The 15,246-nt window shown below is 73.6% G+C and carries 11 protein-coding genes and 1 pseudogene; 1 reads left to right on the top strand and 11 read right to left on the bottom strand.

Going from position 1 to position 15,246, the window contains the following annotated elements; translation table 11 throughout:
- The first annotated feature begins 88 nt into the window (after nt 1-88).
- Complete coding sequence (locus ACZ52J_RS17600) at nt 89-1,273, top strand: XdhC family protein (RefSeq protein WP_465619772.1); 1,185 nt, start codon at nt 89-91, stop codon at nt 1,271-1,273.
- 78 nt (nt 1,274-1,351) lie between these two features.
- Here ACZ52J_RS17600 and ACZ52J_RS17595 read toward each other — a convergent pair whose 3' ends face one another.
- The 11 genes and pseudogenes from ACZ52J_RS17595 to ACZ52J_RS17545 all read right to left on the bottom strand — a co-directional run bounded on the left by ACZ52J_RS17595 (nt 1,352) and on the right by ACZ52J_RS17545 (nt 15,244).
- A complete protein-coding gene (locus ACZ52J_RS17595) occupies nt 1,352-1,969 on the bottom strand; it encodes a LysE family translocator (RefSeq protein WP_465619770.1) in 618 nt (205 codons plus the stop codon).
- 82 nt (nt 1,970-2,051) lie between these two features.
- Complete coding sequence (locus tag ACZ52J_RS17590; protein WP_465619768.1) at nt 2,052-3,830, bottom strand: SDR family oxidoreductase; 1,779 nt, start codon at nt 3,828-3,830, stop codon at nt 2,052-2,054.
- Nucleotides 3,827-4,729, bottom strand: a complete 903-nt coding sequence (locus ACZ52J_RS17585) for a M24 family metallopeptidase (RefSeq protein WP_465619766.1) — start codon at nt 4,727-4,729, stop codon at nt 3,827-3,829. Before ACZ52J_RS17585 ends, ACZ52J_RS17590 begins: the two co-directional genes overlap by 4 nt.
- Before the next feature lie 14 nt (nt 4,730-4,743).
- On the bottom strand, nt 4,744-5,832 hold the full coding sequence (locus ACZ52J_RS17580; protein WP_465619764.1) for a PDR/VanB family oxidoreductase: 1,089 nt from the start codon (nt 5,830-5,832) through the stop codon (nt 4,744-4,746).
- Between the two features lie 180 nt (nt 5,833-6,012).
- Nucleotides 6,013-6,930, bottom strand: a complete 918-nt coding sequence (locus ACZ52J_RS17575) for a metal-dependent hydrolase (RefSeq protein ID WP_465619762.1) — start codon at nt 6,928-6,930, stop codon at nt 6,013-6,015.
- 270 nt (nt 6,931-7,200) lie between these two features.
- A complete protein-coding gene (locus ACZ52J_RS17570; protein ID WP_360489997.1) occupies nt 7,201-7,980 on the bottom strand; it encodes an IclR family transcriptional regulator in 780 nt (259 codons plus the stop codon).
- Nucleotides 7,981-8,306: 326 nt separating this feature from the next.
- A complete protein-coding gene (locus tag ACZ52J_RS17565) occupies nt 8,307-9,767 on the bottom strand; it encodes a catalase (protein ID WP_465619759.1) in 1,461 nt (486 codons plus the stop codon).
- Nucleotides 9,768-10,059: 292 nt separating this feature from the next.
- Nucleotides 10,060-11,145 (bottom strand): annotated as a pseudogene (gene alc / locus ACZ52J_RS17560) (allantoicase); the annotation flags it as partial.
- Nucleotides 11,135-12,568, bottom strand: coding sequence for an allantoinase AllB (gene allB, locus ACZ52J_RS17555; protein WP_465619757.1), 1,434 nt, complete (start codon nt 12,566-12,568; stop codon nt 11,135-11,137). The gene allB and the pseudogene alc, both read right to left, overlap by 11 nt.
- A gap of 203 nt (nt 12,569-12,771) precedes the next feature.
- Complete coding sequence (locus tag ACZ52J_RS17550; RefSeq protein ID WP_465619755.1) at nt 12,772-13,914, bottom strand: glycerate kinase; 1,143 nt, start codon at nt 13,912-13,914, stop codon at nt 12,772-12,774.
- A gap of 442 nt (nt 13,915-14,356) precedes the next feature.
- Nucleotides 14,357-15,244: a 2-hydroxy-3-oxopropionate reductase gene (locus ACZ52J_RS17545; RefSeq protein WP_465619753.1), complete on the bottom strand. Its 888-nt coding sequence runs from the start codon at nt 15,242-15,244 to the stop codon at nt 14,357-14,359.
- Nucleotides 15,245-15,246 lie beyond the last annotated feature (2 nt).

Here is a 15,246-nt window from a genome sequence, read left to right as displayed (position 1 = left end):
CCCTCCCTGCGACACCGCCGCCGTACGGGATCGTTTCCCGTACGGCGGCGTCCCCGCTACTGTCGAAACCGTGTAAGGAGCCTCCGCCATGCAGGACATCGCCGAACAGCTGCAGGCCTGGCACGCGGCCGGGCGCGCCTTCGCCGTGGCCACCGTGGTCGGCGTCTCCGGCAGCGCTCCCCGCGACCCCGGCGCGGCGCTCGCCGTCGACGCGCACGGCGAGGCGATCGGCAGCGTCTCCGGCGGCTGCGTCGAAGGCGCGGTGTACGAGCTGTGCCAGGCCGCGATCGAGAGCGGCGAGCCGGTCCTGGAACGCTTCGGGTACAGCGACGAGGACGCCTTCGCGGTCGGGTTGACCTGCGGCGGGATCCTCGACGTGTTCGTCCAGCCGGTCGTGCCGGGGGCCGACGCCGGGCTCGACACCGGAATCGCGCACATCGCCGCCGGCACGCCCGTGGCACTGGTGCGGGTCATCGCCGGGCCGGGCGGACTCCTCGGCGCCACCCTCGCCGTCACCGCCGACGACGCCACCGGAGCACTCTCCGTGAAGCCGTCCACCGTCGGCGGACTGGAACGGGCGATCATCGCCGAGTCGCGGGCCATGCTGGAGGCCGGACGCACCGGCCGGCTCGTCCTCGGCCTGGACGGACGCCCCTGCGACGAACACGAGCAGGGCACCGTCACCTGCTTCGTCGAGTCCTACGTGCCCGCGCCGCGGATGCTCGTGTTCGGGGCGATCGACTTCGCGGCCGCGGTCGTACGGATCGGCAAGTTCCTCGGCTACCGCGTCACCGTCTGCGACGCCCGGCCCGTCTTCGCCACCACCCGCCGCTTCCCCGAGGCCGACGAGGTCGTGGTCGACTGGCCGCACCGCTACCTGGACTCCCAACTCGGCCGGATCGACGGACGCACCGTGCTCTGCGTGCTCACCCACGACGCCAAGTTCGACATCCCCCTGCTGGAACGCGCCCTGCGGCTGCCGGTCGGCTACGTCGGCGCGATGGGCTCGCGCCGCACCCACCGGGACCGCCAGGCCAAGCTGCGCGACGCCGGGCTCACCGAGACCGAACTCGCCCGGCTGCGCTCCCCCATCGGCCTCGACCTCGGCTCGCGCACCCCCGAGGAGACCGCGGTCTCCGTCGCCGCCGAGATCATCGCCCACGGCCGCGGCGGCAGCTGCCTGCCACTGAGCACCGGAGACGGGCCGATCCACCACGACGTGTCCGCCGTTTCGGAGGAACCGGCCGGAAGCGGTTCACCGCACGCGGCGTGACCGCCTCACCGCACCACGCGGTAGGCCTCGAAGACCTCGGCGGAGTGCCACTCACCGGACCCCGAGCGGGCGACCTGATCAGTCGGACAGCACCAGCCTGACGCCGAACCCCACCACCACCACACCGGTCACCCGGTCCATCAGCCTGCGCGCGGCCGGCCGGCGCAGCCAACCGCGCAGCACCCGGGCGAAGCCCACCAGGATCGTCGACCAGAGCAGGCCCTCCACGACGTGGACGCAGGTCAGCGCCACGCCGGCGGCGAAGTGCGGCACGCCGGCCGGGATGAACTGCGGCAGCACGGCCACGTAGAAGACCCCGACCTTGGGGTTCAGCAGATTGGTCAGCGTGCCCCGCCGCCAGCCGTGCCCGAACCCGCCCTCCTCCGGCTCCTCCTCGGCCGCCTGGGCACCCCGGTCGCGCAGCATCCCGATGCCCATCCACACCAGGTACGCGGCGCCCGCCCAGCGCAGCACCTCGTACGCCAGCTGCGAGGCGGTCAGCAGCGCCGTCACCCCGGCCGAGGTCAGCGTCCCCCAGATCAGCGTCCCGGTCTGGATCCCGAGCACGACCCCCCACGCCTGCCGCCGCCGCCCCAACGCGGACGTCCGCAGGACCAGCGCGGTGTCGAGCCCCGGCGTCAGCGTGAGCAGCCCCACGACGAGGGCGAAGGACCACAGGGCGGTTGTCATCTCCATGGGCCTGGATGCTCTCACAGGCCCATGGACGGCCGCCTGGCCCGTTCCGGCGACGTTCCCCGGTCAGGTGACGTGGAGGCGGTCAGGTGACGTTGAGCCGGGCGGCGAGGCGGAGGAGGCCGGGGCTGAGGCGGGAGAGGAAGCGGGCGGCCTTGGCCTCGGGGGTGACGGGGACGACGGGCTTGCCGGTGCGGACGGCGGCGAGGATGGCGGTGGCGACCTTCTCCGGGGGGAAGCCGCGGCGGGCGTAGAGCTTGGCGGCGCGGGCCCGCTTGGCGCTCTGTTCGGCGACGGTGGTGGCGGAGAAGGTGGAGGTGCGGGTGATGTTGGTGTTGACGATGCCCGGGCAGATGGTGGACACCCCGATGCCGTGGCCCACGAACTCGGCGCGCAGGCAGTCGGAGAGCATGAACACCGCGGCCTTGCTGGTGGCGTAGGCGGTGAGCGCCTTGGAGGGCAGGTAGGCGGCGGCCGAGGAGATGTTGACGATGTGGCCGCCCTGGCCGCGGTCGGCCATCAGGGTGCCGAAGGCGCGGCAACCGTGGATCACGCCCCAGAGGTTGACGTCCAGGACGCGCTGCCACTCCTTCTCGGTGGTCTGCAGGAACGTCCCGGAGTGACCGATTCCGGCGTTGTTGACCACCACGTCGGGCACCCCGTGCTCGGCGGCGACGGCCCGCGCGAAGGCGTCCACCGCCGCGCCGTCGGAGACGTCCACCCGGTAGGCGTGCGCCGCCGGGCCGATCAGCGAGGCGAGTTCGGCGGTGCGCTCGGCGGCGGCGAGGTCCAGGTCGCAGACCACCACCCGGGCGCCCTCCTCGGCGAAGGCCAGCGCGGTGGCCCGACCGATGCCGCTGCCGCCGCCGGTGACGACCACCAAGCGGCCGTCGTCCAGGGCGGGTTGGGCCTGACCGGCCTGTCCGGCCTGGTCCGCCTGCCCGGCCTGCGCGGCCTGCGCGGCCTGCCCGGCCTCGAGGCGGGCGGTGAACTGGCGGATCATGCCGGCCACGGTGGCTCCCTTCTCCAGCAGTGCCGACCAGTGGCCGGCGTGCAGCGTCCTGCGGGTCAGCTTGGGCACCCAGCGCTCCAGGCCCTCGGAGAGGTAGGTGCCGACGTAGCGGTCCCGGGTAAGGGTGATCAGCTGGACCGGCACCTCGGTCGGCCGCTCACGCGGACGGCCCATGGTGGGACGGAAGTTGGCCCGGTAGAGCTCGATGCCGCGCACCGCGTCGCGGCGCAGGGTGCGCTGCGGGTGGCCGGCGCGCGGGGTGACGTGCTCCAGGTCGCGCAGCACCCGCGGCCAGGCCCGGGCGAGGCCGAGGCGCCAGACGCCGGGGGCGAGGTAGGGCAGGTGGAAGGCGGTGATGTACCAGGAGTGCAGGCCCTGGTGGAGCAGCTGCTTCAGGTGGCGGGGGGTGGGGCGGCGCAGCCGGTGGCGCAGCCAGTACCCCATGTGGTCCAGGCTGGGGCCGGACATCGTGGTGTACGAGGCGATCCGGTGCTCGGCGCCGGGCGCGGTGACGGCCTCCCAGGACTGGACCGAGCCCCAGTCGTGGGCGACCAGGTGGACCGGGCGGTCCGGGCTGACCGCGTCGGCGACGGCGAACAGGTCTTCGGCCAGCCGCTCCAGCCGGTAGCCGTCGCGGTCCTCCGGGACGCCGGACTCGCCGGCGCCGCGCACGTCGTAGCGGACCACGTGGTGGTCGCGGGCGAGGTCGGCGGCGATGTCGTCCCAGACGGTGTGGGTGTCGGGGTAGCCGTGGACGAGGAGGACGGTGGGGGCGTCCGGGTCGCCCTGCTCGAAGACGGCGAGCGGCAGGCCGCCGGAGTGGACGGTCCGGCGGCGGGTGGGGGTCGTCATCGGGTGGCCTCCAGGGCGGTCGGCTCGGCAGTCTTCTCGAGGGTGGTGGCCTCGGTGGCCGTGGTGGCCTCGGTGTTCCAGCGGCGGACGTGGGGCAGGTCGTCGTCGAGCCAGTAGGCGTCGTCCTCGGTGACCACCAGCAGTTCCTCGAACTTGATACCCACACCGCGGAAGCCGATGTGCGGCTCGACCGCCCACAGGCCCGGGGTGGGCGCGTGCCGGGACGACCGGCCGTCCGCCCAGAGCGGTGAACGGCCGTGCAGCCGCTCGGAGATGAGCTCGCGGCCGAGGGTCTGCAGGGTGCGCACGCCGAAGCCGAAGACGTTCACCCCGGCCGGTCCTCGGGTGACGGTGCGGGTGACCTGGTGGCCGATCACCCGGCCCGGGTAGACCTGGTGGCGGTTGTCGTAGCCGTGCGCGGCGAGCTGCGCGTCCACCGCCGCGTACACCTCGTCGAGGGGCTTGCGGGCCCGCACCTCCGCGAGGATGAGCCCGCGGTAGACCTCGAGGTCGGCGGCGAGCTTGTCCCAGACCCGGTTCTCGCCCACCTTGCCGCCGTAGCCGATGTCGGCGGTGTAGCCGTCCACGACGGGGGCGCAGTCCAGGACGTACGGCATGCCCTCCTCGAGGCGCCGGTTTCCGGCGAAGAACTGCAGCGGGGTGTGGAAGTGCCGGAACGCCGTACGGTCGCCGAACCAGGCGAAGGGGACGTGGAAGAAGTCCTGCACCCCGGCGGCGACCAGGCGGCGGCGCAGCTCGGCGGTGGCCTGCCGCTCGGTGACGCCGGGCTCGATCCAGGCGGCGACCTGCTCGGCACAGTGGTAGGCGAGTTGCTGGGTCTCACGGAAGCGGGCGAGGTCGCGCTCGGTGTAGCGGAAGGCGGGGGTCGCTTTCGCCATGGCAAGGGCTCCTTCTAGAGGTCGAGCACGAGGGTCTCACCCTCGGCGGCCCGGGAGACACAGGGCAGCAGGGCGCCGTCGGCGCGCTGCTCGGGGGTGAGGCGGCGGTCCCGGTGGTCGGGCGCGCCGGCCAGCACACGGACCTCGCAGGTGCCGCAGAAGCCCTGGTGGCAGGAGTACGGGAGGTCCGGGCGGGCCTCGCGCAGCACGTCCAGGGCGGACCGGTCGGCGGGGACGTCGAGGGTCGGGCCGTCGGCGCCGACGCGGACGGCGAAGGGCGCGCCGTCGGTGACCGGGGCGGCACCGAAGCGCTCGAAGTGCAGGGCGGTGGCCTGGGATCCGTCCAGGGCCCGCTGCACGGCGGCGAGCATCGGGGCCGGGCCGCAGCAGTAGACGGCGGCGCCGCGCGGGGCGTGGGCGAGCAGGTCGGCGCCGGTGGGCACGCCGCCGTGCTCGTCGTCGGTGCGCAGCACCAGCCGGTGCGGGTCGAGGGCGCGCAGCTCGTCCGCGTACGGGAGGGTGTCGGCGCTGCGGCCGACGTGCACCAGGCGCCAGTCCAGGCCGTGCCGCTGCGCCTCGCGGGCCATCGGGAGCAGCGGGGTGATGCCGATGCCGCCGGCCAGCAGGAGGACGGCGGGCTCGGCGCAGAAGGCGAAGCCGTTGCGCGGTCGGCGGGCGGTGAGGCGGGCGCCGGGGTACAGGGTGTCGTGGACCTCGACGGACCCGCCGCCGCCCTCGGGCAGCCGCCGGACGGCGATGCGGTAGGCCACGCGGTCGGCCGGGTCGCCGCTGAGGGAGTAGTGGCGCTCGCGGCCGGAGGGCAGGGCGAGGCGCAGGTGGGCGCCGGGCTGCCAGGCCGGCAGCGGGCCGCCGGAGGGGTCGGCGAGCTGCAACTCGACGACGTCGGCGGCGAGTTCACGCCGAGCGGTGACCACCAGCTGGAGCGGCGGGAGGGGGCGGCTGTACGGGCGGCGGGGGTTGCGCCGCAGCAGGGGGCCGCCGAGGGCCGGGGAGTAGCGGTCGCCGAAGGCCGTGAGCCGGCGCATGAAGGCGTCGGCGCGCGGGCGGCCGTAGAGGTCGGGAGGCGGGGTGAGCTGGTCCATCCGGCGGGGTCCTTGGCGTCGGGAGAGGAGGGCGGGTGACAGCTGACGGATTCGGGCTTCGGACTTCGGCGAACGGACGACGGATGACAACCGACGGATGACAGCAGACAGATAACAGATGACGTCTTCTGTCTGCTGAAATCCGTTCGCCCAACCCCGTCCGCCGAAGCCCGTCGACCGTCAGCCGCTCGCGGCGGCCGCGCGGGCGGCCGGGGAGGTGGCGAGGTAGCCCAGCGCCTGGCTGGAGGAGCCCTCCTGGGTCGGGTGGTAGCCCGGCCGCAGGTACCGAAGCCCGGAGCGGAGGGACCCGAGCGGGTCCGGCAGCAGGCCGCGCTTCGCGATCCGCCCGGCCTCGCGCCAGCTGGGCTTGAGCCGCCCCGCCAGGGTCGGGTCGGCGGCCAACAGGAAGCGTGCGCCGCGCACCCAGAGGTGGACCAGCAGCGGCCCGGACACCGCCATCCCGCGGATCCGCCGGAGGTAGCCCGGGTCCAGGTGGACCATCAGGTCGAAGGCGACGCTGCGGTGCTCGACCTCCTCGGCACCGTGCCAGCGCAGCAGGTCGAGCATCGTCGGGTCGGCCTTGGCCCGGTCCAGGCCCGGGGAGTTGAGGATCCAGTTGCCGAGGAAGGCAGTGAAGTGCTCGATGGCCGCGACGAAGGCGACCCGCTCGATGACGTTCTCCCGCCGCCGCGCCGGCGTCAGCCCCGGCTTGTCGCCCAGGACCCGCCGGAACAGCCAGGAGACCTGCCGGACGTACGGCCGCGGGTCGAGCCCCTGGCCGAGCAGGTGGTCGAGGACCTCCTGGTGCGCCTCGGCGTGGATGGCCTCCTGGCCGATGAACCCGAGGACCTCCTCGCGCAGTTGCTCGTCCCGGATGAGCGGCAGTGCCTCCTTGAACACCTTGACGAACCAGCGCTCACCCTCGGGCAGCAGCAGGTGCAGCACGTTGATGACGTGGGTGGCCATCGGCTCGTCCGGGATCCAGTGCAGCGGCAGCTGGGCCCAGTCGAAGCGGACGTCCCGGGGCTCCAGGACGAGGCTGTCGTGCACGCGCGCGGCGGGGGCGGCGAGGGCGGGGACGGGGGTGGGACGGGGCATGGCAGGCCCTCCTGACCTGGGGCGGCGGCTCGGCTCAGGGAAACGTACTCGCGGGTAGCGATGGGGACAAGGGTTTCGGCGACCCTTATCGACATCGAGTCTAATAAGTGATGTGCACCGGTGAACACCACGGGAAACGCGGGAAGCCCCACCGGTTTCCCGGCAGGGCTTCCTCGAACTCATGCACGCGACGACTCATGCACGCAACGACTCAGGAACGCGACGACTCAGGGGCGCGGCGAACTCACGGACGCGACCGCCGCCCCGCCGTCAGACCGCCATCGCCAGCATCAACGGCGCCGCCCGGGCCGCCAGGAGCTCGGCCGCGGCCTTCAGCTTGTGGACGTTGCCCACCGGCATCGAGGTGGCCAGGCAGCCGACCGTGCTGCCCGCCGTGATCGGCACGGCCGCGCACACCGTGCCCAGCGCGTACTCCTGGATGTCCAGCACCGGTACGGTGGCCGGCTGCCGCTCCAACCGGTGCATCAGCTGGTCGGCGTCGGTGACCGTACGCGAGGTGAGCCGGGCGACCGGGTGCCGGGAGAGGTGGTCGCGCCGGGCGTCCGCGTCCAGTTGGCCGAGCAGGCACTTGCCGATCGCGCTGGCGTGCGCGGTGGCCCGGAAGTCCACCCACTCCTGCACCGCCGGCGCGTAGTCGGCCGCCGAGACCGCCTCCACCGACAACTCGCCGTCGTGGTACCGGGTGAAGTACACCGCGGCGCCCAACTCGTCCCGGAGTTCGGCGAGTTTGCGGTCGAGCCGGGCCTTGACCAGCTGCTCCCGGTTCTGCTGGCCGAGCAGGGCGAAGGTGCCGCCGAGCACCCAACCGCCGTCCTGACACTGGAGGTAGCCCTCGATCTCCAGGATCTCCGCGAGCCGCCGCACGGTCGGCAGCCCGAGCGAGGTCTCCCGCGCGAGGCCCACCAGGGTGGCGCCGTCGGGGTGGCGGTCGACCGCCTCCAGCAGTCTGAGGGCGTGCTGCAGGGAGGTGAACTGGCCGGTCAGGCCCTGGTCCAGCGCGGCGTGACGACCCGGGGCTGGTGTCGACATGTCGTCCCCTTCCGATGTCCCCCCACGGAGCGACCGCGGGCACGCACCAGCCTATCGACCCGGTGGCTCCGGCGACTGCCGTCCGTGAATATCCGTGAACATTCCGTGCAGCAACCTCCGGTCGACCTGGGACTTCTCGGCCGGGCGATCACGCAGTGGAAGCCATGGCCGACCCGCCCGACCCGGGAACCGCGACCCGGCGGAAACCGCGACGGGCCCCTCCCCCACTGCCCGGAGGGAGGGGCCCGTCGTACGGCGGCCGGGTGCGGGCCCGGCGGCCGTGAGGGTGGTGGTGCGGATGAAGGGGGTCGGTCGGTGACTGTCGGTCAGCTCTCGTCGCCCGAGCGCAGCTTGGCGACGGCCGCCGCCAGGCGGGCGCCGTACTCCTCGTCCGCGGCGTGGAAGTGGGCGAGGTTCTTCTCGACGATGTCGTCGCGGGTCACCTGCGCCAGGAAGCCGGCGATGTTGGCGATCAGGCGACCCTTCTCCCCGTCCGACATGAGCCGGTAGAGCTCACCGGCCTGGAAGAAGTCGTCGTCCTTGCTGTGAGCCGGCGTGGTGTAGGTGCCGGTGTGGCCATCGACCTTGACCGGCGCGGCGAGCGCGTTGTCGGTCTGGGCCGGGCCGTCGTACGAGTTGGGCTCGTAGTTCCTGCCACGGCCGGCCGCGTTGGTGGCCATCAGGCCGTCGCGGCCGTAGTTGGCGGCCACGGTGGCGCGCGGGGCGTTCACCGGCAGCAGGGTGTGGTTGACGCCGAGGCGGTAGCGCTGGGCGTCCGCGTAGGCGAACAGCCGGCCCTGGAGCATCTTGTCCGGGGACGGGCCGATGCCGGGCACGAAGTTGTTCGGCGAGAACGCGGACTGCTCGACGTCGGCGAAGACGTTCTCCGGGTTCCTGTTGAGCACCAGGCGACCGACCTTGACCAGCGGGTAGTCGGCGTGCGGCCACACCTTGGTGAGGTCGAAGGGGTTGAAGCGGTAGTCCGCCGCCTCGGCGACCGGCATCAGCTGGACGTAGAGGGTCCAGGACGGGAACACCCCGCGCTCGATGGCCTGGTGCAGGTCGCGCTGGTGCGAGTCGGCGTCGGCGCCGGCCACCTCGGCGGCCTGGTCGCCGTCCAGGGAGCGGACGCCCTGGTTGGTCTTGAAGTGGTACTTCACCCAGTAGGCGTCGCCATTGGCATTGACCCACTGGTAGGTGTGCGAGCCGTAGCCGTTCATGTGGCGGTACGAGGCCGGGATGCCGCGGTCGCCGAACAGCCAGGTGATCTGGTGGGTCGAGGCGGGCGAGTGGGCCCAGAAGTCCCAGACGTTGTCCGCCTCCTGCACGCCGGTGTACGGGTCGCGCTTCTGCGAGTGGATGAAGTCGGGGAACTTGATCGGGTCCTTGATGAAGAACACCGGGGTGTTGTTGCCGACGAGGTCGTAGTTGCCCTCCTCGGTGTAGAACTTCAGCGCGAAGCCGCGCGGGTCGCGCACCGCGTCGCTGGCGCCCAGGTTGCCGGCCACGGTGGAGAAGCGCAGGAAGACCTCGGTGCGCTTGCCGACCTCGGCGAGGAAGTCCGCCCGGGTGTACTGCGACACCTCGTCGGTGACCTCGAAGTAGCCGTACGCGCCGGAGCCGCGGGCGTGCACGACGCGCTCCGGGATGCGCTCGCGGTTGAACCGGGCCAGCTTCTCCAGCAGCTGCTGGTCCTGGATCAGCAGCGGGCCGTACTCGCCGGCCGAGGCCGAGTTCTGGTTGTCGGCGATGGGGGCGCCGGACTCCGTGGTCAGGATCTTGGACATGGAGGGTCCTTCAGGTGTCGATAAGAGCGGTGCGTGGAGAGTGGACTGGCGGGCCGTCACACTTCAGTGGGTGGGCGCTTCAGGCGCCGAGCAGGCGCCAGACGGCCGAGCGGCGGCGGGAGGAGCGCTCGCCGTCGGGGCCGTCGCCCGGCTGGAGCGCCGCGACGGCGGCGCCGGCCGCGGCCGGGTCCGCCAGCGGGCGGGCGGCGGTCAGCGCGGCGGCCTCGTCGGCGGTCAGCCCGGCCTCGGTGAGGGCCGTGGCGGCCTCGGCAGCCGGGACGGCGTTGAACCAGCGCAGCGCGAGGGCCGCGCGGCCGGCCTCGGTGAGGCGGCCGGTGAGCCGGAGGCGGGCGAGCCCGCCGTCCGGGTAGACGTTGATGCGCACATGGGTCACCGGGCGTCCGGTGTCGAGCCGGAAGCGGTGCCGGGTGTCGGGCTGCAGGCGGGTGCGGGGCAGGAGTTCGAACCACTCGCCGGCGGCCGGGTCGGCTCCGGTCGAGGCGTCGAAGCCGATCAGGTCGGCCCAGCCGGGGGCATTGGCGACGAAGTGGGTGGTGTCCACCTCGGCGGCCAGGACCTCACCACCCCCGGCCAGGGCGATCTGCACCCAGTCGTTGGCCTTGTCGCGCCGACGCCGGGTCTCCCAGCCCTCGCCCATGACGGAGGCGCGACCGGGAGCGTTCAGGTTGTGCGGGGAGGAGAAGTAGCGGTCGGACGCCGCCTCGGCCACGCCGCCGTACTCCTGGGCGGCCAGGTCGAAGGTGAGGCCGTCCAGCTCACGCGGGTCGGGCAGCACCTCGCCGTGCACGCGCAGCCGGGCGATGCCGCCGTCCGGGTACATGTTCAGCCGCACGTGGGTGTAGCGGGTGCCGTCCTCGACGGCGAACTCGTGGGCGGTGTCGCCCCGCAGGGGGGTGCGCGGCACGATCGTGGTCCAGTCGGCGTCCCCGAGTTCCTCGGGCGAGGGGTGGCCGGGTACGGACGCGGCCTCGACGGACCCGGATTCCGGGTAGTTGCCGGTGAAGTGGGCGGTGTCCACGATCACGCCGCGGATCACGCCGCCGGCGCCGAGCCGGACGATCGCCCAGTCGTGGTCCTGGTCGGTGGGGTGCGGCTGCTCGGCGGAGACGCCGCGGCGGCGCTTGGACTCCCAGCCGTCCATGATCTGGCCCTTGTGGCCGAAGGTGTGCGGGCGGAACTCGGCCGGCTTGGCGACCAGCAGGTTCTCGGCGTCCGCGAAGGTGTCCTCGTTGGTGGCGACGACGCCCGCGCCGAGCAGCCGGGAGGCCAGGTTGACCAGCTCGGTGAAGGGAGCACTCGGGGTGTCGGCAGTGGTCACTGACTCTCCTCTGTAGGCGCGTTCGGTTTCAGGCGCGATCGGACGGGGTGGTGGAACGGGTGGTGGTCCGCGCGGTGGCCCGGGCGGTGGTACGGGGGGTGGCAGGGGCGGCGGGCCGGGCGAGCTGCCGGCCGAAGGGCCGGGCTCCGGTGTCCACCTCGCGGCCGCGCAGCCAGGTGCCGCGCACCGCGCCGGTGAGGGTCCGGCCCGCGTACGGGGTCACCGGGTTGCGGTGGTGCAGGCCGCTCGCGTGGACGGCGAACTCGCCGTCGGGGTCGAAGGCGACCAGGTCGGCGTCGTGGCCGGGCGCGATGGCGCCCTTGGTGCCGGTGAGGCCGACCAGTTCGGCCGGTCCGGCGGACATCCAGCGCACGACGTCGGACAGGGTGTGGCCGCGGCGGCGGGCCTCGGTCCAGACGGCCGGCAGGCCGAGCTGCAGCGAGGCGATGCCGCCCCAGGCGGCCGCGAAGTCCCCGTTGCCGCCGTACTCGGGCAGCAGCTTGAGGTCGGGGGTGGACGGCGAGTGGTCGGAGACGACGGCGATGAACTCGCCGTTCGCCAGGGCCTCCCAGAGCGCGTCCCGGTTGGACTCGTCGCGGATCGGCGGGCAGCACTTGAAGGCGGTGTCGCCGTCGGGCACCTGCTCGGCCGCGAGGGTCAGGTAGTGCGGGCAGGTCTCGGCGGTCACCCGGACGCCGTCCTCGCGCGCCTGGCGCAGCAGCGGCAGGACGGCGGCGGAGGAGACGTGCAGGATGTGCACCCGGGCGCCGGTGCGCCGGGCGGTGTCCAGCAGGTGGGCGACGGCCGCGGTCTCCGCGTCGGCGGGGCGGGAGGCCAGGAAGTCCCGGTAGTGGACGCCGGGTTGCTGCGGGGCGGCGGCGAGGACGGTCGGGTCCTCGGCGTGGATGATCGCCAGCGCCCCGATCCGGGCCTGCTCGGCCAGGGCGGCCTCCAGGTCGGCGGCCTCGACGTGCGGGAACTCGTCCACGCCGGAGGGGGCGAGGAAGCTCTTGAAGCCGAACACGCCCTCGCGGTGCAGGGGTTCGAGATCCGCGACGTTGCCGGGGACGGCACCGCCCCAGAAGCCGAGGTCGACCCAGGCCTGGCCCTCGGCGGTCTTCCGCTTGGCCAGCAGCCCCTCCACCGTGGTGGTGGGCGGGATCGAGTTGAGCGGCATGTCGATGATCGTGGTGACGCCGCCGGCCGCGGCGGCCCGGGTGGCGGTGGCGAAGCCCTCCCACTCGGTGCGGCCGGGCTCGTTGACGTGCACGTGGGTGTCGACCAGGCCGGGCAGCAGGGCGGTGTCGCCGAGGTCGGCGAGCTCGCGGTCGCCGACCGTGAGCGAGCCGTGCGCGACGATCTGCTCGATCTTCCCGTCCCGGATCAGCACGTCCGCGGGGCGCTCGCCGTCGGGCAGGACGACCCGTCGGGAGCGGATCACCGTCGGCTGGCTGAAAGGCATGGGAGACCTCCGAAACCTGGGAGTTGGGGGGTGGTTTGGGGGCGGGTGGAGAGGTGTCCGAGGGTGCTTCTCGGGTGGTTCTCGGGTGCTTCTCGGGTGCTTCTCGGGTGGTTCGAGGGTGGTCGAACGCGGGAGGAGGCGAGGGATTGCCGGGAGCCTAGGCCCGCCTTCAACAAAACGTCAATGGATGAACGTACGAGGGTTCAGCGCGCCAGTAGCTCGCCGGCCAGCTTCTCCCCCGCGACTTCGGCCAGCTCGGCGGCCCTGGTCATGCTGTCCCCCGGCTGTTCGGCCAGGTCGGTCAGCGCGATCGCGGCGGTGAAGCCGGCCGCCCGCCACTGGGGCTCGGCGAGTTCCAGTCGACCTGCCACGGCGGCCACCCGAACCCCCGCCCGGGCGGCCGCCGCGGCAACTCCGGCGGGGGCCTTGCCGTGGAGCGTCTGAGCGTCCAGGCAGCCCTCGCCGGTCACGACGAGGCGTGCCCCACGCACGGCCTCGTCGAAGCCCAGCAGGTCGAGCAGCAGCTCGATGCCGGGTCGCATGGTGGCGCCGAGCAGGGCGAGGGCGGCGAAGCCCACCCCGCCCGCGGCGCCGGCGCCGGAGGCCTCCCGGACGTCCCGTCCGGTGGCTTCGGCGACCAGGTCGGCGAACCGGGTCAGTCCTTCCTCCAGGACCACCAGGTCGTCGCCGTCGGCGCCCTTCTGCGGGCCGTACACGGCGGTGGCGCCGCGCGGCCCGAGCAGCGGGTTGTCCACGTCGCAGGCCACCACGATCTCGACGCCGCGCAGGCCGTCGGCCAGCGGGCCCGGGTCGATCTCCGCAAGCCTGCGCAACGCGGCTCCGCCGGGCGGGAGTTCGGCGCCTTCGGCGTCGCGCAGACGCACTCCGAGTGCCTGCACCATGCCCGCCCCGCCGTCCGTGCAGGCGCTGCCGCCGAGGCCCAGCACGATCCGCTTGACGCCGAGCGAGACGGCCCGGGCGATCAGCTGGCCGACCCCGTAGGACCCGGCCGCGAGCGGGGCGGTCCGGCCGCCGGGCAGCCGGGCGAGCCCGGAGGACTGCGCCAGTTCGACCACGGCGGTGTCGCCCCGGACGGCGAGCGCGGCGTCCACCGGCAGGCCGGTCGGGCCGGCCACCTTGGCCGGGACGCGGTCGAACCCCGCCGCGAGCGCGGCGGCCAGGGTGCCCTCGCCGCCGTCGGCGACGGGCAGCTCGCGCACCTCGGTGCCGGGCGCGGCGCGCCGGATGCCGGCGGCGATCCGGGCGGCGACCTCGGCACCCTCCAGGGTGCCCTTGAACTTGTCGGGGGCGACGACCACATGGCCCTGGCGGGGGGTGGGCGGCATGATGCGGTCCTCGCTTCCGTACGGGTGTGGCGGTGGTACTGCGACGTGCGTCAAGCATGTGCCCGGGGGTCCGGGGGTGCGACCCCCTCGGCCGTTCCGGCCCGGGAGGGTCCGGAGGCCCCGGGAGGGCCTGGTCGGCCCGGGAGGGTCCGGAGGCCCCGGGAGGGTGCGACCCCCTCCCCGCCGTTCCCCTCGTCCCGCTTCCGACGTACGAGAGGCTCCCCTCGGCGGGGAAGGGGCCAGGCGACGCGCAGGCACGACCGAAGTGCCCCCTGGAAGGGAGTACGCATCACCGGCTGGATCGACCGGCGGGCGGGCGGATGAGCCCCAGCCCGCACGCCGGTCGGGTCAAACCTCCTGGCGACGCGGGCACGACCGGATGGGTACACGCCGCCAGGAGGAGCTTCGGGCCGGGGGCTCCGCACGGGAGCCCCCGGGGGTGTTACTTGACCTCGCGGCCGGAGAGCCGCTCGACGCCGCGCAGCAGCGCCGAGTGGTCGAGCGAGCCGTCGCCGTTGGCGCGGGCGGAGGCGACCAGCTGGGCCACCACGGCGCCGACCGGCAGCGCGGCGCCCACGGCGCGGGCGGCGTCGGTGACGATGCCCATGTCCTTGTGGTGCAGGTCGATCCGGAAGCCCGGGGCGAACTCGCGGTTCAGCATGTTCGCCTTCTTGCGGTTGAGCACGGTCGAGCCGGCCAGGCCGCCGCCGAGGACGTCCAGGGCCGCCTGCAGGTCGACGCCGGCGTTCTCGAGGAACACCACGGCCTCGGCGAGCACCTGGATGTTGACGGCGACGATCAGCTGGTTGGCGGCCTTGACGGTCTGGCCGGCGCCGGCCGGGCCGACGTGGATGACCGTGGTGCCCAGCACGTCGAACAGCGGCTTGGCCTCGGCGAAGTCCTCGGCGGCGCCGCCGACCATGATCGACAGAACGGCCTCGACGGCGCCGGCCTCGCCGCCGGAGACCGGGGCGTCCAGCGTCCGGACGCCCTTGGCCTTGGCGGCCGCCTCGACCTTGATCGAGGTCTGCGGGGTGATCGAGGACATGTCGATCACCAGGATGCCGGGCTGGACGTTCTCCAGCACGCCGCCCTCGCCCAGGATGGCCTGCTCGACGTGCGGGTCGGCCGGGACCATGGTGATGACGACCTCGGCGTCCTTCACCGCGTCCGCGATGGAGGTGGCGCCGTGGCCGCCGGCCGCGACCAGGGCGTCGATCTGCGGCTGGGTGAGGTTGAAGCCGGTGACGTGGTGGCCGGCCTTGACCAGGTTGGCGGCCATCGGGCTGCCCATGATGCCGAGGCCGATGAAGGCGATCTTGCGGCTCATCG

The organism is Kitasatospora sp. NPDC034035 (assembly GCF_055575755.1).
This window is presented reverse-complemented; position numbering and strand designations above follow the sequence as displayed.

What these genes read in the sequence shown, in the direction of transcription:
- ACZ52J_RS17550 (WP_465619755.1), bottom strand. Translation starts at nt 13,914, where the DNA reads ATGCCGCCCACCCCCCGCCAGGGCCATGTGGTCGTCGCCCCCGACAAG.
- ACZ52J_RS17570 (WP_360489997.1), bottom strand. Translation starts at nt 7,980, where the DNA reads ATGTCGACACCAGCCCCGGGTCGTCACGCCGCGCTGGACCAGGGCCTG.
- ACZ52J_RS17590 (WP_465619768.1), bottom strand. Translation starts at nt 3,830, where the DNA reads ATGACGACCCCCACCCGCCGCCGGACCGTCCACTCCGGCGGCCTGCCG.
- allB (WP_465619757.1), bottom strand. Translation starts at nt 12,568, where the DNA reads ATGCCTTTCAGCCAGCCGACGGTGATCCGCTCCCGACGGGTCGTCCTG.
- ACZ52J_RS17585 (WP_465619766.1), bottom strand. Translation starts at nt 4,729, where the DNA reads ATGGCGAAAGCGACCCCCGCCTTCCGCTACACCGAGCGCGACCTCGCC.
- ACZ52J_RS17600 (WP_465619772.1), top strand. Translation starts at nt 89, where the DNA reads ATGCAGGACATCGCCGAACAGCTGCAGGCCTGGCACGCGGCCGGGCGC.
- ACZ52J_RS17580 (WP_465619764.1), bottom strand. Translation starts at nt 5,832, where the DNA reads ATGGACCAGCTCACCCCGCCTCCCGACCTCTACGGCCGCCCGCGCGCC.
- ACZ52J_RS17595 (WP_465619770.1), bottom strand. Translation starts at nt 1,969, where the DNA reads ATGGAGATGACAACCGCCCTGTGGTCCTTCGCCCTCGTCGTGGGGCTG.
- ACZ52J_RS17575 (WP_465619762.1), bottom strand. Translation starts at nt 6,930, where the DNA reads ATGCCCCGTCCCACCCCCGTCCCCGCCCTCGCCGCCCCCGCCGCGCGC.
- ACZ52J_RS17565 (WP_465619759.1), bottom strand. Translation starts at nt 9,767, where the DNA reads ATGTCCAAGATCCTGACCACGGAGTCCGGCGCCCCCATCGCCGACAAC.
- ACZ52J_RS17545 (WP_465619753.1), bottom strand. Translation starts at nt 15,244, where the DNA reads ATGAGCCGCAAGATCGCCTTCATCGGCCTCGGCATCATGGGCAGCCCG.